Here is a 21890-nt window from a genome sequence, read left to right as displayed (position 1 = left end):
GTTATAAAAAAAACCGAAATTTTAAAATTTCGGTTTTTTTTATAACTATTTTTTTCTATTACTATTGCATTGATTTATATAAGTCTCTATATTCAGCTGCTTTATTACTCATTTCTAACACCTCATATAAATTCATTAAAGTTTTTACAGTATCTACATTTCTATTTAAACTATCTGCTTTTTCTAAAAATGGGATTGCTTCCTTATAAACTTCTTTTTGTTTAGCTGCTAACTCATCATATTTTTTAAAATTTGATAAGTTTTTATTCATTTCTTCTACAATAGCTTTTTCTTTATCTAAAACTACTACTGCTAAATTCATATAAGCATCTGCATAATCAGGTTTTAACTCAACTGCCTTCGTGTAATACTTCTTCGCATCATCCATTCTACCTTCATTGAAATTTACAACACCTAAATTATAATATAATGTTGGGTTTTCAGGGTCTAAAGCTACAGCTTCATTCATCAATTCTCCAAACTTATCCATTTTACCCATGTCAACATATAGTTGAGCTTCGTTTAAAATTAAATTTAAATCTTTTGGATTAGAAGCACGAGCATCTTTAAAAGCTGCAATAGCCTCATCTGTTTTTCCTTGCTCTTTTAAAATTAAAGCTACATTTTTAACAATTGTTGCTGATTTTGACTCTGAAGATTTTACGTCTGGTTTTACATAGTTTCCTGTTTTTACCATTAAGTCTCTTCTTGCCTTGTCATTTCCAAAACTTTCAACTTTTCCTGTAGTTTTATCTGTAGCTACATATTGCTTTTCAATACCTGTGTAACCTATTTTTTGTAATTCTCTATAGTACTCAATCGCTTTATCATAATCTTTAGCTTGGGTAGCAGCAACTGCAGCATTATAAGCAAAAGATGTATCTGTAGGACTTAACACATATGTCAAATAGAAGTCTTCAGCTGCATTTTTATAATCCTTTTTATTATTATATAAATCAACCGCTTTTTTAGAAACTTCTTGAATCATCTGATTTAAGATAGGCTTAGCTTCATCTGTATACTTGTTTTCTTTCATTGCTATTAAAGCATTGAAAGCTTCACCAGCATTCTTGTAATCTTTTTTTGCAGCTAATGCTTTACCTTTTAAGAAATAAAATTTAGATTTATATTTATCTTCTCCGTTCATCATTAAAGATCCTTCAATAGCATTTAAAGTATTTAATGCTGTTGTAAAATCTTGTTTTTTTATAGCTTTCTCAGCAGCTTTAAGTTCTGATTTTTGAGCAGATGCCCCTAACGACATTAATCCTAAAGAAAGGGCTAAGATTTGTTTTTTCATTTTTGTTATGATTTATTTATTGTTGTTCTTGACTATCATTTGTTTCATTTTCAATTTCCATGCCATCTTCTTCTTCATCTTTTTCATGCATTACTTTTGCTACAGCAGCAATATCATCATTATCTTTAATGTTAATCAGTTTAACTCCTTGAGTTGCTCTACCCATAACACGTAAATCTTCCACTGCCATTCTAATTGTTAGTCCTGATTTGTTGATAATCATTAAGTCGTTTGAATCATCTACATTCTTGATAGCGACTAAATTACCAGTTTTTTCTGATATATTCAACGTTTTAACTCCTTTACCTCCACGATTCGTTATACGGTAATCTTCTAATTTAGAACGCTTTCCATATCCTTTTTCTGAAACAACTAAGATATTACTTTCCATATCATTAACAGCAACCATACCAATTACCTCATCATTTTCATGCGATAATGTAATACCACGAACTCCCGAAGCTGTTCTTCCCATTGGACGTGTTTTAGCTTCTTCAAAACGAATTGCTTTCCCCGATTTAAGTGCTAGCATTACTTGGCTATCTCCAGTAGTTAACTTCGCCTCTAGTAACTCATCACCTTCTTTAATAGTTATTGCGTTAATACCATTAGCTCTTGGACGAGAATATTGTTCTAAAGGCGTCTTCTTAACCTGACCTCGTTTTGTTGCCATAATAACATAATGATTATTGATATAATCCTCATCTTTTAAATCACCTGTTACTAAGAACGCTTTTACCTTATCGTCTTGCTCGATATTTATTAAGTTTTGAATTGCTCTACCTTTTGTATTCTTTCCTCCTTCTGGAACTTCATATACACGCATCCAGAATACTTTTCCTTTTTGAGTAAAGAATAACATATATTGATGGTTAGTACCTACGAATAAATGTTCTAAGAAATCTTCATTACGAGTAGTTGCACCTTTTTGTCCACGCCCTCCTCTATTCTGAACCTTGTATTCATCTAAATTTGTACGCTTTACGTAACCTGCATGAGAAATAGTAACAACAACTTTAGAGTTAGGAATCATATCTTCGATACGCATATCTCCTCCTGCATACTCAATTACAGAACGACGATCATCACCATATTTCTCTTTGATATATAATAGTTCGTCTTTGATTATTTGATAACGTCTCGGCTCATTTGCAAGAATATCTTTTAAATCGGCAATAGTCTTAATAATTTCATCATACTCTGCTCGTAACTTATCTTGTTCTAGTCCTGTTAACTGACGTAAACGCATTTCAACAATAGCACGTGCTTGAATTTCTGTTAATTCAAAACGCTCTATCAATTTTTCACGTGCTTCATCTGCGTTAGAAGAACCTCTAATAATAGAAATTACCTCATCAATATTATCAGAAGCAATAATTAATCCTTCTAAAATATGTGCACGTGCTTCTGCTTTCTTTAATTCAAACTCAGTTCTACGAACAATTACTTCATGTCTATGCTCTACAAAATAATGGATTAACTCTTTTAAGTTTAACTGTTCAGGACGCCCTTTAACTAAAGCTATATTATTTACACTAAATGATGTTTGTAATTGTGTGTATTTAAATAGTTTATTTAAAACGATATTAGGAATTGCATCTCGTTTTAATATATAAACAATACGCATTCCTTTACGGTCAGATTCATCACGAATGCTTGCAATACCTTCCAGTTTCTTTTCATTAACCAAGTCAGCAGTTTTCTTAATCATTTCTGCTTTGTTAACTTGGTAAGGAATTTCAGTAACAACTATACATTCACGTCCCTTAACTTCTTCAATAGTTGCTTTAGCACGCATTACAATACGTCCACGACCTGTATGGAAAGCGTCTCTTACTCCATCATAACCATAAATAATCCCTCCTGTTGGAAAATCTGGCGCTTTGATGTGTTGCATTAACTCATCAATTTCAATGTCGCGATTATCAATATATGCTACAGTACCGTTAATAACTTCTGTTAAGTTATGCGGTGCCATGTTTGTTGCCATTCCTACTGCAATACCAGAAGCTCCATTTACTAATAAGTTAGGAATACGTGTAGGAAGTACTGTTGGTTCTTGTAACGTATCATCAAAGTTTAATTTATGATCTACAGTATCTTTTTCTATATCAGATAACATCTCTTCTGATATTTTCTGCATGCGCACCTCTGTATAACGCATTGCTGCAGGGCTATCACCATCAACAGAACCGAAGTTTCCTTGCCCATCAACCATCATATAACGTACACTCCAATCTTGAGCCATACGTACCATAGAATCGTAAACCGAGGTGTCTCCGTGTGGGTGATATTTACCCAATACCTCTCCTACAACTCTTGCAGATTTTTTATATGCTCCTGTGGATTTAATTCCTAATTCATGCATACCAAACAAAACTCTTCTATGCACTGGTTTTAAACCATCTCTTACATCTGGTAATGCTCTCGATACTATCACCGACATTGAATAATCGATGTATGCTGACTTCATTTGCTCTTCAATGTTGATAGGAATCAACTTTTCGCCATCTGTCATATATTTTCTTTTAAAATATTAGTATTTATTTTCGTCAAAAAAGTGAATTTTACACTTGATAAAACCCACTTTTTAAAATGCTTTCTAGTTCTCCGCATTTTCTAAAACATTGCAAGATACTACAACCCTCAGTTTTACACAAAAAATATACTAACTGTTTTACGTTTATTTATTAACAATTTTATATGTTATATTAAACAATAATTTCTTAATTTACTCGTCAGAATGTCAGTTAAAAACTATTGGCATCTTTTTTGTAATTTTTAAGAAAAAAACTTACTAACTTTACAGAGATAGAAAATAAATATATGGACGATAATTTTTCACCACAGGTTAGAGATGTAATTACTTTCAGTAAAGAAGAAGCCTTAAGACTAGGTCATGACTTTATTGGAACAGAACATCTTTTGTTGGGTTTGATTAGAAAAGGTGATGGAAAAGCCATTGAAATATTAACAACTTTTGATGTTGATTTAGATTTAGTGCGTAATAAACTAGAAAAACTAAATCCGACAACCCCATCTTTTTCAAGCCCTCAAAGAAAGAGTTTACACCTTACCAGACAAGCAGAAAAAGCTATAAAAACAACCTTTTTAGAAGCTAAACTATACCAAAGCAATGCAATAGATACTGCACATTTGTTACTATGTATTTTGCGTAACGAAAATGATCCTACTACTAAATTACTTCAAAAGTATGATGTAGACTATGAGCAGGCTAAAAACTTGTACAAAGAACTACACGTAGATGATGACTCGTTTATTTCTCCTATAGGGGAAACACCTTCTGATGATGAATTTGCTGACGAAAAATCAAACCCTTACGGGCAACAACCTCAAAAAGGAAAGCAAGTTAAAAAATCTAAAACTCCTGTTTTAGATAACTTTGGGCGTGATTTAACAGCCTTAGCTGTTTCAGGAAAGTTAGATCCTGTTGTAGGTCGTTTAAAAGAAATTGAGCGTGTTTCTCAGATTTTAAGTAGACGAAAAAAGAATAACCCAATGCTTATTGGAGAGCCAGGTGTTGGTAAATCTGCTATTGCAGAAGGATTAGCTTTACGTATTGTAGATAGAAAAGTATCACGAATTCTATTCGACAAACGCATCGTTTCTCTTGACTTAGCTAGCTTAGTTGCTGGTACAAAATACAGAGGTCAGTTTGAAGAACGCATGAAAGCTTTAATGAATGAGCTTGAAAAGAACGATGATATTATTCTTTTTATTGATGAAATTCACACCATCGTAGGTGCTGGTGGAGCCACTGGTTCGTTAGATGCTTCTAATATGTTAAAACCTGCTTTAGCCAGAGGAGAAATTCAATGTATTGGTGCAACTACTTTAGATGAATACAGAACAAATATTGAAAAAGATGGTGCTTTGGAGCGTCGTTTTCAAAAAGTAATTGTAGATCCTACTACCGTAGAAGAAACCATACAAATTTTACACAATATCAAAGGTAAATACGAATCGCATCATCATGTTTCTTTTACTGATGAAGCTATTGAAGCCTGTGTAAAATTAACCAACCGTTATATGACTGATCGCTTTTTACCAGATAAAGCTATTGATGCTTTAGATGAAGCTGGATCTAGAATTCATATTACAAACATTGTAGTTCCGCAACAAATTTTAGAATTAGAAGCGAAACTAGAAGAAATTAGAGGACGCAAAACTAAAGCGGTAAGCGGACAAAAGTACGAAGAAGCTGCAAAGCTTCGTGATGACGAAAAAAATATAGAAACAGCTTTAGAGTCTGCACAACAGCAGTGGGAAGAAGATTCTAAACTACATAGAGAAACTGTTACTGAAGATAATGTAGCTGAAGTAGTATCGATGATGACAGGAATTCCTGTAAATCGTGTTGCCGAAGCAGAAAGTAGTCGTTTAGCAGAATTACCTCAATTAATAAAAGGTAAAGTAATTGGTCAAGATGAAGCTGTTACCAAAGTAGTAAAAGCTATACAGCGTAACCGTGTTGGGTTAAAAGACCCTAACAAACCAATTGGTTCTTTTATCTTTCTAGGTTCAACGGGTGTAGGTAAAACACAGTTAGCAAAAGTATTAGCTCGTGAGTTATTTGACTCTGACGATTCTTTAATTAGAATTGATATGAGTGAGTACATGGAGAAGTTTGCTATTTCTCGTTTAATAGGTGCGCCCCCAGGATATGTTGGTTACGAAGAAGGTGGACAATTAACTGAAAAAGTACGTCGTAAACCTTATTCTGTAATCTTATTAGATGAGATTGAGAAAGCACACCCTGATGTATTTAATATGCTGCTACAAGTCTTAGATGACGGGCATATAACTGATAGTTTAGGTCGAAAAATAGATTTTAGAAACACCATTATTATCATGACTTCAAATATTGGAGTTCGTAAACTAAAAGATTTTGGTGGTGGTGTTGGTTTCGGAACTTCTTCTAAAAAAGAACAAGAAGACGCCCATGCCAAAAGTATTATTGAAGGTGCTTTAAAGAAATCTTTTGCTCCAGAATTTTTAAATCGTATTGATGATATTGTAATTTTTAACTCTCTTGAACGTGAAAACATTCATAAAATTATTGATATTGAATTAGATAAATTACTAAAACGTATTGATGATTTAGGTTATAAGCTTACGTTAAGCGATAAGGCTAAAGATTATATTGCTGATAAAGGTTTTGATAAACAATACGGAGCTCGTCCATTAAAAAGAGCCATTCAGAAGTATATTGAAGATGCACTAGCTGAAGAAATTGTTAACTCTAAACTAGATGAAGGTGACGCTATCTTTATGGATTTAAATGAGCCTGAGCAAAAACTCATTATTAAAATAGAAAAAGGTGAAAAACCTACTGAAACTCGTACTGAAATAGACGAGGATCAATAAAACAAAAATCCCGAGTAAAAAATACTCGGGATTTTTTTATCTCCTACCTTAGCAATACTATCGTAGTGTTTATAGTTATAAGATTGAAATAATTTTTGATTCATAGCAAGCACTTATCCTTATCTTTGTAAACCTAACAAACTATAATAAAAATACTATGACGCTCACTATTAAAAACATGGTTTGCAATCGCTGTATCCTAGTCATTCAAAATGAATTAGATAAATTAGGTGTTGGTGTAAAAAGCATTAAATTAGGTGAGGTTATACTAGAAAAAGAACTTACTTCAGATGAAAAAGAAAGTCTGGACAAGATTTTACTTGATTTAGGCTTCGAGATTATTGATGATAAAAAAAGTCGCATTATTGAAAAGATAAAAAACTTAATCATCAATTTGGTACACCATCAAGACAGTGAAACAAAAATCAATCTATCTGAACTATTAAGCAACGAACTACATCACGATTATAATTACTTATCCAATCTTTTTTCTGAAGTAGAAGGCACTACTATAGAAAAGTATTTTATTGCTCAAAAAATAGAAAAGGTAAAAGAACTACTTGTTTACGATGAATTATCATTAAGTGAAATTGCTTTCCGTTTACACTATTCAAGCGTGGCATATTTAAGCAATCAGTTTAAAAAAGTTACAGGATTAACGCCGAGTCACTTTAAAAAAATCCGTAAAGACAGAAGAAAACCATTAGACGAGGTGTAAATCTTATAAATCAATTCCAAAATTCCACAATAAATTTTCTCTAACTTAATGCCAACTTTGTATTGTACAATTAATACAGTAAAAAAATGGCAACAAATAACAATAAAGATATCATTTACCTACCTCTAGAAGGTGTGGAAAGTGAACACTGTGCTTTAATCGTTGAAAAAGGCTTAGCACATGTTGAAGGAATTGAAACCCATAAAGTAGAACTAAACAACCAAAGAGCTGCTATTACAGTTACCAACGAAGAAGTTCTTGCAAATGCCGTTACCGCTATAAAAGATTTGGGCTACGGTGTAACCACTGTTAAAAAAGTATTTCCAGTATTGGGTATGACTTGTGCCTCTTGTGCAGGAAGTGCTGAAAGTATTGTTAGCTACGAACCTGGTGTAGTAAATGCTTCGGTAAATTTTGCTAGTGGAAATTTAACGATAGAATATCTTCCAAACATGACCAATGCTACAAAACTGCAAAAAGCAGTACAAGGTGCGGGTTATGATTTACTAATTGAAGACGAAACCAAACAACAAGAAACCCTCGAAGCTATTCATGAAAAGAAGTTCAAGCAACTAAAAACCAAAACCATGTGGTCGGTACTCCTTTCGTTACCTGTAGTTGTTATTGGTATGTTTTTTATGAACATGCCTTACGCCAACCCTATTATGTGGGCCTTCTCTACCCCTGTATTATTATGGTTTGGTAAAGACTTTTTTATCAATGCATGGAAACAAGCCAAACATCGTTCTGCAAACATGGACACTTTGGTTGCTTTAAGTACAGGTATAGCGTATATTTTTAGTGTATTCAACATGTTGTTTCCTAAGTTTTGGGAGTCTAGAGGGTTAGAAGCACATGTATATTTTGAGGCAGCTTCAGTTATCATCGCATTTATTCTGTTAGGAAAACTATTAGAAGAAAAAGCCAAAGGAAACACCTCATCTGCTATTAAAAAATTGATGGGCTTACAACCTAAAACTGTGGTTGTGATACAACCTGACGGAACGGAAAAGCAAACCCCTATTGAAAATGTGAACGTAAATGATACAATTCTTGTTAAACCAGGAGAAAAAATTGCGGTAGATGGTATGGTTACTACAGGAAACTCGTATGTAGATGAAAGCATGTTAAGTGGTGAACCTGTTCCGGTACTAAAAGAAGAAAATGAAAAAGTGTTTGCAGGAACCATCAATCAAAAAGGAAGTTTTCAATTCAAAGCCGTTAAGGTTGGAAAAGAAACCATGTTGGCTCAAATTATTAAAATGGTACAAGATGCACAAGGCAGTAAAGCTCCTGTACAGAAATTGGTTGACAAAATTGCAGGTATTTTCGTTCCTGTAGTTATGAGTATTGCTGTGATTACATTTATTATATGGTTTATTTTAGGGGGTGATAACGGAGTGGTTCAAGGATTGTTAGCTGCCATCACCGTATTGGTTATTGCATGTCCTTGTGCTTTAGGTCTTGCCACTCCTACCGCTATTATGGTGGGCGTTGGTAAAGGTGCCGAAAAAGGTATTTTAATTAAAGATGCTGAAAGCCTTGAATCTGCTAAAAAAGTAAACGCTATTATTTTAGATAAAACAGGAACTATTACCGAAGGAAAACCAGAGGTTACTGGTATATCTTGGTTACAGAATAATGATACCGCTAAAAACATTCTTTTAAGTATTGAGAAAAAATCTGAACATCCATTAGCAGAAGCAGTTGTAAAGTTTTTAGGAGATACTGCCACTACCCCACTAACAAATTTCGACAGTATTACAGGTAAGGGTGCTAAGGCTGATTATAACGGAGAAACCTTTTTTGTGGGTAATAAAAAGTTATTGACTGAAAATAATAAGGTTACCATAGCGGACGAACTTTTAAAACAGGCGGACGAATGGAGCAAACAAGCAAAAACTGTTATTTGGTTTGCTAATAGTAAAGAAGCACTTTCTGTACTTGCTATTTCTGACAAAATAAAAGAAACCTCGGTACAAGCTATTAAGGAACTACAGACTATGGATATTGAACTATACATGCTTACGGGTGACAACGAAGCTACTGCAAAATCAATTGCTGAAGAAACAGGTATTCAACATTACAAAGCTGAAGTGTTACCACAACACAAAGCTGATTTTGTAAAAGAATTACAACAACAAGGAAAAACTGTTGCCATGGTGGGTGATGGTATTAACGACAGTACTGCCCTAGCTACTGCTGATGTGAGTATTGCCATGGGAAAAGGTAGTGATATTGCGATGGATGTTGCTAAAATGACCATTATATCATCTGACCTAAGTAAAATTCCGCAGGCTATAAAACTATCAAAACAAACGGTGGCTACCATTAAACAAAACCTATTTTGGGCATTTATTTATAACCTTATTGGTATTCCTATTGCAGCTGGTATTTTATACCCATTTAATGGTTTCTTATTAAACCCTATGATTGCTGGTGCAGCTATGGCTATGAGTAGTGTTAGTGTGGTTAGCAATAGCTTACGATTAAAGTGGAAAAAGTAACAAGTGTTTCGGTACTAGCAAGTGTCGGAACGTTTTAAATCTCACTTAATAAGTAAATCTGTAAATCTCACAAATCAATCTTAAAATTGTACAACAACAAACAACGGTGTTGTGCTGAAATTTGCAGTATTCAATAACAAATAAATTTTTAATATAAATGGAAAATAATAAAGAGTTAAAATTCAAAACAAACCTTAACTGCGGAGGATGTGTATCAAAAGTACAAACTGATTTAGACAATGCTAAAGGTATTTGCCATTGGAATGTAGATACTAATTTTGATGATAAAGTTCTTACCGTAAGTTCTAAAGGAATTACTGCGGATGAAGTAATTGCTATTGTAAAAAGCAAAGGTTTTAAAGCTGAGCCTTTAGTATAAAAAGTAAGTACACAATTCTCACTTACGGTACAAATTGAAACAAACAAAAACACCTGTGCTTTTGTAAGCTATTAAGTTAACTATTTATAAAACTTTACATTTAAATACACTCCTCTTTGGGGTGTATTTGTTTTTAAAAAGACTTCTTTATACTTCACAGCACCTAACAAACATTTTTCTACACAATACGAATATTTTACCTTTTTACTTGTTTGAAGTTGCTCCCCTTAGGCAGTGAATGACACTCCCCTTAGGCGGGGAGCATCGTTCCCCTTACCGAGGGAGTGTCACTCCCCTTAGGCAAGGAGTGTTGACCCGATTAAGCTTGGGGTGTCGACCCGATTAGGCTTGGGGTGTCGACCCGATTAGGCTTGGGGTGTCGACCCGATTAGGCTTGGGGTGTCGACCCGATTAGGCTTGGGGTGTCGACCCGATTAGGCTTGGGGTGTCGACCCGATTAGGCTTGGGGTGTCGACCCGATTAGGCTTGGGGTGTCGACCCGATTAGGCTTGGGGTGTCGACCCGATTAGGCTTGGGGTGTCGACCCGATTAGGCTTGGGGTGTCGACCCGATAAAAAAAGTTACACTTTTTTATCTTACTTTTTTTATATTTGAGAGTGTTAATAAAATTGCTAAAAGTTCCGTATACCCTACCGTAAAAGGAATATATAAGTAATTTTATTACGTATATAAACTAGTTATGCTTCATACCTAAAAACCAAGTAACATAAATGAAAGACATTTTAAAACTGACTAATGAAGAAGCTAAAACTTTACTTTTAAAACAAGAAAGTTATAGCAATATCAGTTTGCCAGAGTACTTTTCGTTTCAAGAATTACTTGACAAAATTGACAAAACTCTAAAAGGAAAAAATATTTCTGATTTTAGAGATAAAAGTCCTAGAGATTTAGAGAATGTAAATTACAAACTGCTGTCTAACAAAGATGGAAAGTTTGCTTGGAGACCATTTCAATTAATTAATCCAGCAATTTATGTTTCATTAGTAAACTCAATTACAAAAGAATCTAATTGGAAAATTTTAAAAGATAGGTTCGCTGTTTTCCAAGCAAACGATAAAATTGAATGTCATAGTTTACCAGCAATTTCTGAATCTGAAGCAAAAACTAATAAGACTGCACAAATTTTGAATTGGTGGCAAATGATTGAACAAAAATCACTCACGCTATCTTTGGACTTTAAATATGTTTTACACACAGATATTGCAGACTGTTATAGTTCTATTTATACGCATTCCATTCCTTGGGCAATTCACACGAAATTAAAAGCCAAAAAAAACAGAAAGAATTCATTACTTGGAAATACAATTGACAATCACTTGCAAGATATGTCCTATGGTCAAACAAACGGAATTCCTCAAGGTAGTGTATTAATGGACTTTATAGCTGAAATAGTTCTTGGCTATGTAGACTTGCTATTAACTGAAAAGCTAGATTCAAAAGAAGTTAAAGATTATCGAATTTTACGATTTAGAGATGATTACAGGATATTTACAAATAATTCTTTCCTAGCCGAACAAATTGCAAAAGAACTATCTGAAATTTTATCTAACATTGGTCTTAAACTTAATGCTGACAAAACAACAGCATCTAGTGACATTATTAAAAGCTCTTTGAAACCAGATAAAAAATATTGGATAAGTAATCAAGTCATTACAGGAAATAAGCAAAAGTGGTTGATTCAACTCTATCTACTTTCCGAGAGTTTTCCAAATTCAGGGACAATAGAAACACAGATACGTGATTTCTTGGTTGTGCTTGAAAAATCAAAGAAAAAGGACTACAACTTAGAGACTTTAATAAGTCTCGTTACCGAAATTGCTTTGAGAAACCCTAGAGTTGTTCCGACTTGTATCGCAATTTTGAGCATTTTCTTAAGTAGAATTAAAGACGATAAAGAGAAACTTGTATTAGCTGAAAAAATTAGAAACAAATTTAAAGAAGTTCCTAATTCATCGTTTATGATGGTTTGGTTTCAGAGATTGAATTTAAAAATAAATAAAGCTGAGACCTATACTGAACCTCTTTGTAAAAAGGTAACTGACAATACTGTTATAATTTGGAATATTGATTGGTTAAACGACAAATTGAAGGATATCTTTAACAAGACTTCAATTATAGAAGAAAAAACAATTACCAAGACAAAGAAAAAGGTGTCAAAAACGGAAATAAAGAAAATTATAGCGAAAGCATCATATTATGAATAAAGTACGAAAGCACAACAAAGAACTGAGGCAAAAAACAAGTGCATTTTATACTTTTTTAAACCAAAGTACTTTTATAGTTTGTACCTACCACACTATAAATCACTTTTCACAATAGCAAAAGCTTGTTTTAGTAACTTATTACACACCACTATTAAATTAAATAATCAGAAAAATAAAAAAGATGAAAAATTATACTGAAAAAGAACTTTTATATAAAATAGAAAATTTTAGACCAGAAAATGATGATTTTACACCTTTGGAAAATCTTTTTAATGAACTTTACGATAATTTTTTAAAAAAACATACATCAAACAAAGCTATGGTTACCTTATTTAAGGTATTAGAAAGATTCAGTGAGGTAAGTGAGCCTAATGTATTTTGGAATATCATGTATTCACTAGAAGACATGGATGGTTTTGAACAAGAATATGTAAATTCTTTAAAAAGAAAAGCTTCTGATATAACGATTATGAACCTAAATGCACTTTTTAACTCTAATGTTACTTATGTAGGAAATGAAAAAATGGAAGATCTTTTAGATTACATTATAAACAACCCAAATACATCGAGTTCTACAGTAAAGTATATAAAAGAGGAGTTTGTTAAGATTGAAGAAGAAAAGGTTAAAAATGAAATTGAATTGAAGGAAAAAACGTCAGACAAAAACATTAAAGAAAAAAATAAAAAATGGTGGGAACTCTGGAAGTAAAACTATCTACAATATTTATTATAATTAATAAAGGTTTAGTCTTAAAGTTTAATGTACTTTCATTATGTCTAACAGTTTTTTTGCTTTGTATTTTATTAGTATTTCTCCAAAATATGAAGCTAAAGTAATAACTACTATTACACATAAAGAAAAAGAATAAGAGTACAATATCCTACTTTTGAACTGATAAACAGCAAAGATAATACCTTTCGAGAAGGAAGTAATAAGGTGGTATTAGAAGAACCGTTTTTTTAAAAACTATAAACGTACAACAACGACTCCCATAAGTAATTGCTACTTATCAGCTATTAACAAAAAAAACCTCGCGGATTTTCTATTCGGTTTTTACTTGCTTAAAACATGTTACAAACAAATAGAGATCAGCAAACTACTGGAAATGAAGAGTAACTGAAAATTCTAAAGAGTAAGGAAACTTTTAAAAATGAAAAAACCGTAATAAATATATCTCCTGTTAGCAAAGAATCATTTCAGTCTGTATCAATAATATTATTCTTGCACTTGAACTTTAAATAGAATATCTACCTGTGCAACAAATATAAATAATTGCTTGTTTTATCTTATTTCTTAAAATCCTTTCAGTTTTTTAATTTTGTGTGCATTTGCTAAATTTAATAGCATCAAAACAAACAAAACCATTATAATCAATTAAATAATGAAACTCAAGAAAAAATATATAAGCTTTTTTTTAGTACTTTTTTTAGTATCAATAAATTCTATAAGTGCTCAAAATTACATTGATTATTATGACAATGGAAGTAAAAAATCTGAAGGTTTTAAAAATAGTGAAGGGATAGCGTATGGTAACTGGACATATTATAGGAAAGACGGCTCTATAAATTCTATGATTAATTTTGATAAAAATGGAAAACCTAAAGGTGCTTTTGTTCTTTATTATAAAAACGGACAAGTTCAAACTGCATGTAGTTACTCTGGTAAAGGGTTTTACGAAATGGATGGAAACTACGAGAGTTACTATAAAAACGGGCAGTTACAATCTACTGGGGTTTACAAAGAAAATAAGCCCGTTGGAAATTGGATAAATTATTGGAGCAATGGTCAAATTAAATCAAAAGAAGAATATACTGAAAAAGGCATAATTCAAAAGAATACTGAATACTATAAAAATAGTCAGTTACGACTTGATGCTAAATATAATGATGTAGGTGATTTTGTTGGCAAATTAATTATATACTATGATAACGGAACTATATATCAAGAAAAGGAATTTGATGAAAGAGGAAATAAGATAGGTACACATACTAGTTTTTATCCTAATGGAAATATTATGGAAACTGGTAGCTATTTAGGTACTGATTATTTTACAAAAGCTGGAGTTTGGCGAACTTATTATAAGAATGAAAAATTGAAATCAAAAATTGAATACAACCAAGAAGGGAGAATCATAAAAAAAACGCTTTATGATAAAAAAGGTAATAGAATAAATATTAATAAAAAGTAAAACAAAACTAACTACGATAAAAAACAAGTAAATTTTAAAAGATCTTATACTAAAACACTTTTATAGTTCATATTATACGGTAAACTTCTTTTTATAATTACAAAAATCTGTTTTAGTAGCTTATTACACACCGCTATTAAAGCTAGTTTTTTAACCTAAAAGCTATCTCTATAAAATTTGTCAAACATTCGTAATTTTGCCATATGAAAATAAAACTACTCGCCATAGGCAAAACTGACAATAAACAGTTGCAGCAATTAATTGACGAATACCAAAACCGCTTAAAACATTACGTAAAGTTTGAGTTGGAGATTATTCCAGATATTAAAAACGTTAAAAACCTAAGCGAGGCGCAACAAAAAGAAAAAGAAGGCGAGTTAATTCTATCTAAACTACAAGCTACAGACCAGTTAGTTTTGTTAGACGATAAAGGAAAACAACATACTTCTATGGAGTTTTCACAATACTTACAAAAGAAGATGAACTCTGGTATTAAGCAACTAGTGTTGGTTATTGGAGGTCCGTATGGATTTTCTGAGGCTGTATACAATAAAGCACAAGGAAAGTTATCGCTCTCTAAAATGACGTTTTCTCATCAAATGATTCGTTTATTTATTGTCGAACAAATTTATCGTGGGTTTACCATTCTTCGTAACGAGCCTTATCATCACGAATAAGTGTTGTTAAGCTATTTATTCATATCAAATTTTATGTGAGTCAAAACATTATGTTTTTAGTATCCTGAAAAACATGATAAAAAACATGATGAAAAGTTATTTTTTTTTCGCATTTAGCCATACTTTTGCGCCCCGAAAAAAACAAAAACTTAATACCATAAAATTAAAATGAAAACACTAAGATTCCTAGTCTCTTTAACTTTATTCTTAACGTTTACTTGCCAACAAGTAAATGCTCAAGATGACATTAAAACTTTAAAAGCTCAAGTAAAAAACAAGAAAAATCAAATTAGCGCTAATGAAGAAATTTTAGTTAGTGGGGTTGGTGCTTTAAAACGTGTAAAAGGAAATTTAGAGCGTTTTAAAACAAGTAAAAAGGCTACAAAACAAGAGGTAGAAAGAAAAGAAAAAATTGTTGCTAATATGCAACAAAGGTTAAGCAAGTTAAATAATCAAATTGATTTACATAAAAAAGACTTAGCGTCTCTTGAAAGAAAGTTAGCTAGAAAACTTAAAAAAGAAGAAGCTAAGAGAGCTGAGGAAAAAGAGGAAGCTAAAACTACTACTGTAAGTACTGGTCTTGTGGTATATGAAGATAACATAAGTGACGAACAGAAAGAAGTTCTTTTACAAAAACAAAAACTTGAAGAGGCCCGTAAGAAGTTAGACGAAGAAAGAAAAGCCAGAGAGCTTGCTTATTTAAAAGAACAAGAGGCTTTACGTTTAGAGGAAGAAAAATTGAAGCAATTAAGTAACCAAATTAAAGCTAAGGAGCAAAACATTAGTAAAGAGAAAAACACGTTAATAAGTGACCTTGAAGATGATATTAGCATTAACGAAGAAATTTTAATTAGTGGTAAGGAAGGTTTAGCTAAAATGAAATCTAAATTAGAAGAAGCTAAGCAAGATGCTTCTACTTCTAAAGAAAGTATTGAAAGAAAACAAGCTATTATCAGTAAGATTGAAAATCGCTTGTTAAAAATTGAAAATGAAATTAATGCTAAAAAGCAAGAGTTAGCAAAAATAAAAGCTTAAAACTTTTTTCTCATAAACAAAAAACTCCAAGAATAACCTTGGAGTTTTTTTATTGTTTTTATGTTGTTGCTTTAGTTTTTCTAAACATTAACCAAAAACCGATTAACACTAGTGGAATACTTAACACCTGACCTGTGTTTAATGTATTGAATACCCAATCTTCTCTTCCTTCTACTTGTGCCTCTTTTAAGAACTCTATTACAAAACGTAACGTCCATAACACAACCATAAACAGTCCAAATAAAAATCCTGTTTGGTTTTTCTTATCTGTTTTCCAATAGAAATGCCATAATGCAAAAAACAAAACTAAATAACTTAGTGCTTCGTATAATTGGGTTGGGTGACGTGGTACCGTCTCTCCTGCTCTTTTAAAGATGACACCAAAGCTGCTTCCTGTAGGTTTTCCATAAATTTCAGAATTAAAAAAGTTTCCAAAACGGATGAAAAATCCTGCCAAGGCTACCATAATTCCTAATCTATCTAAAATAAACAACCATGGTTTTTGTAAGTGTTTCTTTGCGTAAAAGTACATGGCTATTGGAATTGCTATTGCTGCTCCGTGACTTGCAAACCCTGTAAATCCTGTAAATTTCCATCCTTCTAACAATCCGAATAAAGCCGAAGCTCCTTCTTGTTTTTTAAATGGTAATATGATTTCTAGTAAATGATTTTGGTAATAATCCCAACTGTAAAAGAATACATCTCCTAAACGCATTCCTATCAACATAGAAACGAATACGTACATAAATAACGGATCTAGTTTTTCAACAGCAATGTTATCGTTGATGTAAATCTTTTTCATTAATCGAAGTCCTAAAATAAACGCTGCTACAAACATTAAACTGTACCAACGAATACCAAAACCTCCTAAATTTATTATTTCTGGGTTCCAATCCCACACTATGGATAAAAAATTCATCTACTTTAATTTAGTTTTTGTTTCATTGTGAACCTTTCGGCTGTCAATTAAGACAAGTTAAAATGAAATAATCTTAAGATTACTTCTTAATAAACTCCTCAATGACAATTATTATTTTTCTTTTTTCTCTGGAACAGGATCGTAACCGCTTCCTCCCCAAGGGTGACAACTGAAAATTCTTTTCAATGCCAACCAACCACCGTAAAACAATCCGTGTTTTTGTAACGCTTCAATTGTGTAGCTTGAACACGTTGGTGAATATCTACATGTTGCTGGTGTAAACGGAGATATGGCTGTTTGATAAAATCGAACTAGTAATATAAACGGATATGTTAGTATTTTTTTCAATTAGTTAACTGTAAACGTTGTTCCTTCTCTACCGTCTTTTAATTGAATACCTAATTCCAGTAATCTATCACGAATTTCATCAGATAATGCCCAATCTTTATTTTCACGTGCTTCTTTACGCATGCTAATTAACATTTCAACTACACCACTTAGTTTGTCTGAATTATTTCCTTCTGAAGTTTCATTCATTAATCCTAATACATCAAAAACAAACGCATTGATTGTATTTTTAAACACTTCTAAGTCATCGGTAGTTAAACTTGCCTTTCCTTCTTTTATTTGATTGATAACTTTTACTGCTTCAAATAAATGTGATATTAATATTGGTGTATTAAAATCATCATTCATGGCATCGTAGCAATCTTGTTTCCATTTTTGCACATCAAATGTAGAAGTAGTACCTGCTTCAATTTTACTTAAGAAATCTACAGCTTCCATTAATTTCGCATGTCCTTTTTCAGCAGCTTCTAACGCTTCTCCAGAAAAGTCTAAAATGCTTCTATAGTTAGCTTGCATATTGAAAAAACGAACCACACTTGCTGAAAAAGGTTTTCCTAAAATGTTATTTTCTCCCGTTAAAATTTCATTTGGTAAAATAAAGTTCCCTGTTGATTTTGCCATTTTTTGACTGTTCAACAATAACATATTGGTGTGCATCCAGTAATTTACTGGTTTTACACCGCTACACGTTTGCGATTGTGCAATTTCACACTCATGATGCGGGAATTTTAAATCCATTCCTCCACCATGAATATCAAACTGTTCACCTAAGTACTTTGTGCTCATTACTGAACATTCTAAATGCCAACCTGGGAAACCATCACTCCAAGGTGAAGGCCAACGCATGATATGACGATCATCGGCTTTTTTCCAAAGAGCAAAGTCTTGCGGATTTCTCTTATCTGACTGTCCGTCTAACGCTCTTGTGTTATGAATAGCATCTTCAAATTTTCTACCAGAAAGAATTCCATAGTTGCCTGTTTCGTTATATTTTAACACATCAAAATATACCGAACCGTTTACTTCATAAGCAAAACCTTTTTCCATGATTTCTTTAATCATTTCAATCTGCTCTACAATATGACCTGTAGCAGTAGGCTCTATACTTGGCGGTAAAAAATTATAGTTGTTTAATACATTATGGAAATCAACTGTATAACGTTGCACTACTTCCATCGGTTCAATTTCCTCTAGTCGTGCTTTCTTTGCAATTCTGTCTTCTCCTTCATCTGCATCGTTTTCTAAGTGACCAGCATCCGTAATGTTACGTACATAACGCACCTTGTATCCAAGGTGTAATAAATAACGATACACCACATCAAAAAACATAAAAGTTCGTACGTTTCCTAAATGGGCGTTGCTATATACTGTAGGACCACATACATACATTCCTACGCGTCCTTCTGTTACTGGTTTAAAAAGCTCTTTTGATTTGGTTAAAGAGTTATATATTTTAAGTTGATTTTCTTTGTATAATTCCATAGTAAAAATGACTATTTGCAATCGCTAATATAGGCACTTTATAAAGAATATAGAAAAAGAATTTGGCAGCAATTTTGTAGAAATAAAAAGTAATTTTGTTTGTATTTCTTATTGGTTTTTAACTTTTAATTGGCTGTATTTACCGTCTATTTCTATTTTCTTATCGTTTGAAATCAAAATAAACTCTCCATTATATTCTACACTTCCATCTTTTAGTTTCTTAATCTTATTACTCTGAATATCGAATTTTTTGTTTATCCCTGCTAAATCAACCCCAGCATCTGAATAACTTAAAAGTACTTTTAAATTATCATGACTAGGGTGTACTTTGGTTATGGTTAAGTTTCCAAACTTATTATTTACTTCAACATTGCTATAAACATTGTTTACCACCAATCCAGATGAATTAGAGTTTACGGTTGTATTGGTAACCGATGCTAATTGAGCATCGGTTACATTATTTAAGAACAACGTACAAGCGTTTAATGAATTTATGTTTACTGGTGAAAATGAAATATTTAATTTTCCACCGTCAAGTGCGTCAGCTTTAAAGGTTCCATAACTAACCTTTCCTGAAGCTTTAGTTTTTGGTAGTTTTACTTTACAGTGTCGTGTATTCAAGTCAAAGGTTGCCGATTTTGGAACTTTTATCGTAATCTTCTTTGTGATTTTTACTTTTTTCCCATTAATCATAAGGTTATTGCTGTCAGAAGAAAAAGAATAATTCCTGTGATTTTTTTTCATTTCTTCTCTAACCTTATGCATTTCCACTCTCGCTTTTGCTAATTGTTTTTGAATTTTTTCTCTGTCAATTTTTTTAAGCTCACTTTTAACTCTTTTTAGTTCGTCTCTTAATTTTTTTTCATTGAGAACTTGATGGTTTTTTGAGAAAAACATCTTTGTTTTAGAATTTTTATTATTCTTAAGATATTCTTTATATGCTTCCGTTTTCTTAAATTCCTCCCATTCTTCTTTTGAGGTTATATTTACATTATGTTTGCCATCTTTCCACTTAAACCTGACAAGCTCTTCGTTTTCAAACATTTCCTCTACATCAAAATCCACATCTTGAAATAACTTTTCAAAATTAATTTCTGGAATTTCAATTTCAGGCATTTCTGGCATCTCAGGCATTTCCGGGATACTTACCTCTGGTATTTCTGGTATTACTACAACCTCACTTTCTGTATCATACTCAAATACTCTTGGGTAATTATTGTCTGATGAATTGAAGAATACAATATTGTCTCTTCCTATTCTAAAACTATTTCTATTGGCATTAATTTGTACCTTACTTTTATTCCCTAAGGCTTCAAATTTCCAGTTGTCTAAATATTTTTGAGCTTCTTTTTTATCTAGCCCTTCAACTTCTACAACTGCTTCTACTGAAACTTCATTTTTATTCCATGTAGTTACATCTACATCTGCATTAGATGCATTGATATTAACTACTACGTCTTTACTTGTTTTAAAATTTTCACTAAACTTTTTATCGTATTTCTGTGCAGATACAACGCCAGTTACTAACAGTAAAAAAACACTGATTTTAAATTGTTTGAATGTCATTTTGAGTTGGATTTTTAAATTCTTGTAATTGTTTTTGCATACGTTTTAACAGCTGTAAACGTAATTGCAGGTTTCCAATCAATGCATTGATAGTATCATCGTTAATTCCTTTTGTATTGAGCTCTTCGGTTAACGATTTATATTCTTTGGTTAATTCTCCTATTTTAATTAAATAACCATCAAAAAGTTCTTTATTATCTTCAGTTAATTCTAACTGACTTAGTTCGTAATTAATGGTATTTACATAATAATCTTCCACCGTTTTTAACTCAGGAGATATGGTTCCTAAACTAATTTGATTTTGAGTTTCTTTTGGAAGCTCAGTTATTATTGGATTTACAGTATTAGTTGGGTAAAACTGAATTCCCAAACTCACCAACAACACAATGGATGCTGCTATATACAACCACTGATATGATTTTTTTGTTGATGGTGTTGAATGCAATTCATCCATCAACTTTTGTTGAAAACGCTGTCTGTGATTTGTTGATAACCTCTCGGTGTTTTCAACATTTTTTTTTAGTATTTCTCTAATATCTTTAGACATGGTGTACTGCTTTTAATTGTTCTTGCACTTGTCTTTTTCCTCTTAATAAATGTGTTCTCGAACTCACTTCCGAAATTCCTAATATTTGCGAAATCTCTCCATGATCATACCCTTCTAATAAAAACAGGGTTAACACAACTCTATACTTTTCTTTTAATTGTTGAATGCAGTTTACAATATCTTGATACGATATCCTAGCGGCTACATTCCAATTATCATCATCTGCTACTGTGGTAATCTCTTCGTTAATAGAAACCAGTTCTAATTTTCTCTTCTTTAAATAATCAATACTTTGATTGATAACGATTCTTTTTAACCAAGCACCAAACACTACTCCTTCTTTATATGAATCAATATTTTTAAATGCTTTTACAAATGCTTCTTGCATTACATCTTCCGCTATAAAAGAATCTTTTACATACCGTAACGCCACTGTATACATGGCATCACAATACAAATCATACAATTGCATTTGTGCTTTTGCATCATTGTTTTTACAGGCATCTATTACCGATTGATGTAACTGTTTGGTTGATTTCATTCTTGATTTCTTACCCTAAATACGAGACTTTTTCTACCGCGTTGCATTTTCCTGCATTTTTATTTCTAA

17 protein-coding genes and 1 pseudogene are annotated in these 21890 nt (G+C 32.1%); 9 read left to right on the top strand and 9 right to left on the bottom strand.

What is annotated here, in order from left to right; all coding sequences use genetic code 11:
- Positions 1-61: 61 nt before the first annotated feature.
- Together D6200_RS00330 and gyrA are read right to left on the bottom strand one after the other, a co-directional pair.
- Entirely contained in the window at positions 62-1300 is a 1239-nt protein-coding gene (locus tag D6200_RS00330; RefSeq protein WP_073181380.1) for a tetratricopeptide repeat protein, read from the bottom strand.
- Between the two features lie 16 nt (positions 1301-1316).
- Entirely contained in the window at positions 1317-3818 is a 2502-nt protein-coding gene (gene gyrA, locus D6200_RS00325; RefSeq protein WP_047789770.1) for a DNA gyrase subunit A, read from the bottom strand.
- 308 nt (positions 3819-4126) lie between these two features.
- On the opposite strand from gyrA, the gene D6200_RS00320 reads away from it, so the two are divergent.
- The 7 genes from D6200_RS00320 (at position 4127) to D6200_RS00290 (ending at position 14706) form a co-directional block, all read left to right on the top strand.
- Positions 4127-6688 (top strand): ATP-dependent Clp protease ATP-binding subunit, encoded by a 2562-nt coding sequence (locus D6200_RS00320; RefSeq protein ID WP_073181381.1) that lies wholly within the window; start codon positions 4127-4129, stop codon positions 6686-6688.
- 157 nt (positions 6689-6845) lie between these two features.
- On the top strand, positions 6846-7406 hold the full coding sequence (locus D6200_RS00315; protein WP_047789772.1) for a helix-turn-helix domain-containing protein: 561 nt from the start codon (positions 6846-6848) through the stop codon (positions 7404-7406).
- A gap of 86 nt (positions 7407-7492) precedes the next feature.
- A complete protein-coding gene (locus D6200_RS00310; RefSeq protein WP_073181382.1) occupies positions 7493-9913 on the top strand; it encodes a heavy metal translocating P-type ATPase in 2421 nt (806 codons plus the stop codon).
- 157 nt (positions 9914-10070) lie between these two features.
- On the top strand, positions 10071-10292 hold the full coding sequence (locus D6200_RS00305; RefSeq protein WP_073181383.1) for a heavy-metal-associated domain-containing protein: 222 nt from the start codon (positions 10071-10073) through the stop codon (positions 10290-10292).
- A 731-nt stretch (positions 10293-11023) separates the two neighbouring features.
- Positions 11024-12517 carry an RNA-directed DNA polymerase gene (locus D6200_RS00300; protein WP_073181384.1) on the top strand — a complete coding sequence of 498 codons (1494 nt, stop codon included), beginning with the start codon at positions 11024-11026 and terminating at the stop codon, positions 12515-12517.
- 181 nt (positions 12518-12698) lie between these two features.
- Positions 12699-13226 (top strand): hypothetical protein, encoded by a 528-nt coding sequence (locus D6200_RS00295; protein WP_047789778.1) that lies wholly within the window; start codon positions 12699-12701, stop codon positions 13224-13226.
- A gap of 673 nt (positions 13227-13899) precedes the next feature.
- Entirely contained in the window at positions 13900-14706 is an 807-nt protein-coding gene (locus tag D6200_RS00290) for a toxin-antitoxin system YwqK family antitoxin (protein WP_073181385.1), read from the top strand.
- A 44-nt stretch (positions 14707-14750) separates the two neighbouring features.
- Here D6200_RS00290 and D6200_RS15590 read toward each other — a convergent pair.
- A pseudogene (locus D6200_RS15590) lies at positions 14751-14858 on the bottom strand (IS110 family transposase); the annotation flags it as partial.
- Between the two features lie 51 nt (positions 14859-14909).
- Between D6200_RS15590 and rlmH the strand changes: the two are divergent.
- Positions 14910-15383 carry a 23S rRNA (pseudouridine(1915)-N(3))-methyltransferase RlmH gene (rlmH, locus tag D6200_RS00280; protein WP_073181387.1) on the top strand — a complete coding sequence of 158 codons (474 nt, stop codon included), beginning with the start codon at positions 14910-14912 and terminating at the stop codon, positions 15381-15383.
- A 168-nt stretch (positions 15384-15551) separates the two neighbouring features.
- On the top strand, positions 15552-16418 hold the full coding sequence (locus D6200_RS00275) for a coiled-coil domain-containing protein (RefSeq protein WP_047789781.1): 867 nt from the start codon (positions 15552-15554) through the stop codon (positions 16416-16418).
- Positions 16419-16476: 58 nt separating this feature from the next.
- On the opposite strand, the gene lgt is transcribed toward D6200_RS00275, so the two are convergent.
- From lgt to D6200_RS00245, 6 genes are all read right to left on the bottom strand, one after another.
- Complete coding sequence (gene lgt, locus D6200_RS00270; protein ID WP_047789782.1) at positions 16477-17337, bottom strand: prolipoprotein diacylglyceryl transferase; 861 nt, start codon at positions 17335-17337, stop codon at positions 16477-16479.
- A 111-nt stretch (positions 17338-17448) separates the two neighbouring features.
- Positions 17449-17685 carry a membrane protein insertion efficiency factor YidD gene (gene yidD / locus D6200_RS00265; RefSeq protein WP_073181389.1) on the bottom strand — a complete coding sequence of 79 codons (237 nt, stop codon included), beginning with the start codon at positions 17683-17685 and terminating at the stop codon, positions 17449-17451.
- Complete coding sequence (gene cysS / locus D6200_RS00260) at positions 17686-19167, bottom strand: cysteine--tRNA ligase (protein WP_073181391.1); 1482 nt, start codon at positions 19165-19167, stop codon at positions 17686-17688. It abuts the gene before it with no gap.
- A gap of 108 nt (positions 19168-19275) precedes the next feature.
- Positions 19276-20733, bottom strand: coding sequence for a hypothetical protein (locus D6200_RS00255; protein WP_073181393.1), 1458 nt, complete (start codon positions 20731-20733; stop codon positions 19276-19278).
- On the bottom strand, positions 20714-21280 hold the full coding sequence (locus D6200_RS00250; RefSeq protein ID WP_073181398.1) for a hypothetical protein: 567 nt from the start codon (positions 21278-21280) through the stop codon (positions 20714-20716). The genes D6200_RS00255 and D6200_RS00250 overlap by 20 nt, the downstream gene beginning before the upstream one ends.
- Positions 21273-21821 carry an RNA polymerase sigma factor gene (locus tag D6200_RS00245; RefSeq protein WP_073181400.1) on the bottom strand — a complete coding sequence of 183 codons (549 nt, stop codon included), beginning with the start codon at positions 21819-21821 and terminating at the stop codon, positions 21273-21275. Before D6200_RS00245 ends, D6200_RS00250 begins: the two co-directional genes overlap by 8 nt.
- Between the last annotated feature and the right edge of the window lie 69 nt (positions 21822-21890).

Origin of the sequence: Tenacibaculum mesophilum, assembly GCF_003867075.1 — a bacterium.
GTDB classification, from domain to species: Bacteria; Bacteroidota; Bacteroidia; order Flavobacteriales; family Flavobacteriaceae; genus Polaribacter; species Polaribacter mesophilus.
This window is presented reverse-complemented; position numbering and strand designations above follow the sequence as displayed.

What these genes read in the sequence shown, in the direction of transcription:
- D6200_RS00330 (WP_073181380.1), bottom strand. Translation starts at nt 1,300, where the DNA reads ATGAAAAAACAAATCTTAGCCCTTTCTTTAGGATTAATGTCGTTAGGG.
- gyrA (WP_047789770.1), bottom strand. Translation starts at nt 3,818, where the DNA reads ATGACAGATGGCGAAAAGTTGATTCCTATCAACATTGAAGAGCAAATG.
- D6200_RS00320 (WP_073181381.1), top strand. Translation starts at nt 4,127, where the DNA reads ATGGACGATAATTTTTCACCACAGGTTAGAGATGTAATTACTTTCAGT.
- D6200_RS00315 (WP_047789772.1), top strand. Translation starts at nt 6,846, where the DNA reads ATGACGCTCACTATTAAAAACATGGTTTGCAATCGCTGTATCCTAGTC.
- D6200_RS00310 (WP_073181382.1), top strand. Translation starts at nt 7,493, where the DNA reads ATGGCAACAAATAACAATAAAGATATCATTTACCTACCTCTAGAAGGT.
- D6200_RS00305 (WP_073181383.1), top strand. Translation starts at nt 10,071, where the DNA reads ATGGAAAATAATAAAGAGTTAAAATTCAAAACAAACCTTAACTGCGGA.
- D6200_RS00300 (WP_073181384.1), top strand. Translation starts at nt 11,024, where the DNA reads ATGAAAGACATTTTAAAACTGACTAATGAAGAAGCTAAAACTTTACTT.
- D6200_RS00295 (WP_047789778.1), top strand. Translation starts at nt 12,699, where the DNA reads ATGAAAAATTATACTGAAAAAGAACTTTTATATAAAATAGAAAATTTT.
- D6200_RS00290 (WP_073181385.1), top strand. Translation starts at nt 13,900, where the DNA reads ATGAAACTCAAGAAAAAATATATAAGCTTTTTTTTAGTACTTTTTTTA.
- rlmH (WP_073181387.1), top strand. Translation starts at nt 14,910, where the DNA reads ATGAAAATAAAACTACTCGCCATAGGCAAAACTGACAATAAACAGTTG.
- D6200_RS00275 (WP_047789781.1), top strand. Translation starts at nt 15,552, where the DNA reads ATGAAAACACTAAGATTCCTAGTCTCTTTAACTTTATTCTTAACGTTT.
- lgt (WP_047789782.1), bottom strand. Translation starts at nt 17,337, where the DNA reads ATGAATTTTTTATCCATAGTGTGGGATTGGAACCCAGAAATAATAAAT.
- cysS (WP_073181391.1), bottom strand. Translation starts at nt 19,167, where the DNA reads ATGGAATTATACAAAGAAAATCAACTTAAAATATATAACTCTTTAACC.
- D6200_RS00255 (WP_073181393.1), bottom strand. Translation starts at nt 20,733, where the DNA reads ATGACATTCAAACAATTTAAAATCAGTGTTTTTTTACTGTTAGTAACT.
- D6200_RS00250 (WP_073181398.1), bottom strand. Translation starts at nt 21,280, where the DNA reads ATGTCTAAAGATATTAGAGAAATACTAAAAAAAAATGTTGAAAACACC.
- D6200_RS00245 (WP_073181400.1), bottom strand. Translation starts at nt 21,821, where the DNA reads ATGAAATCAACCAAACAGTTACATCAATCGGTAATAGATGCCTGTAAA.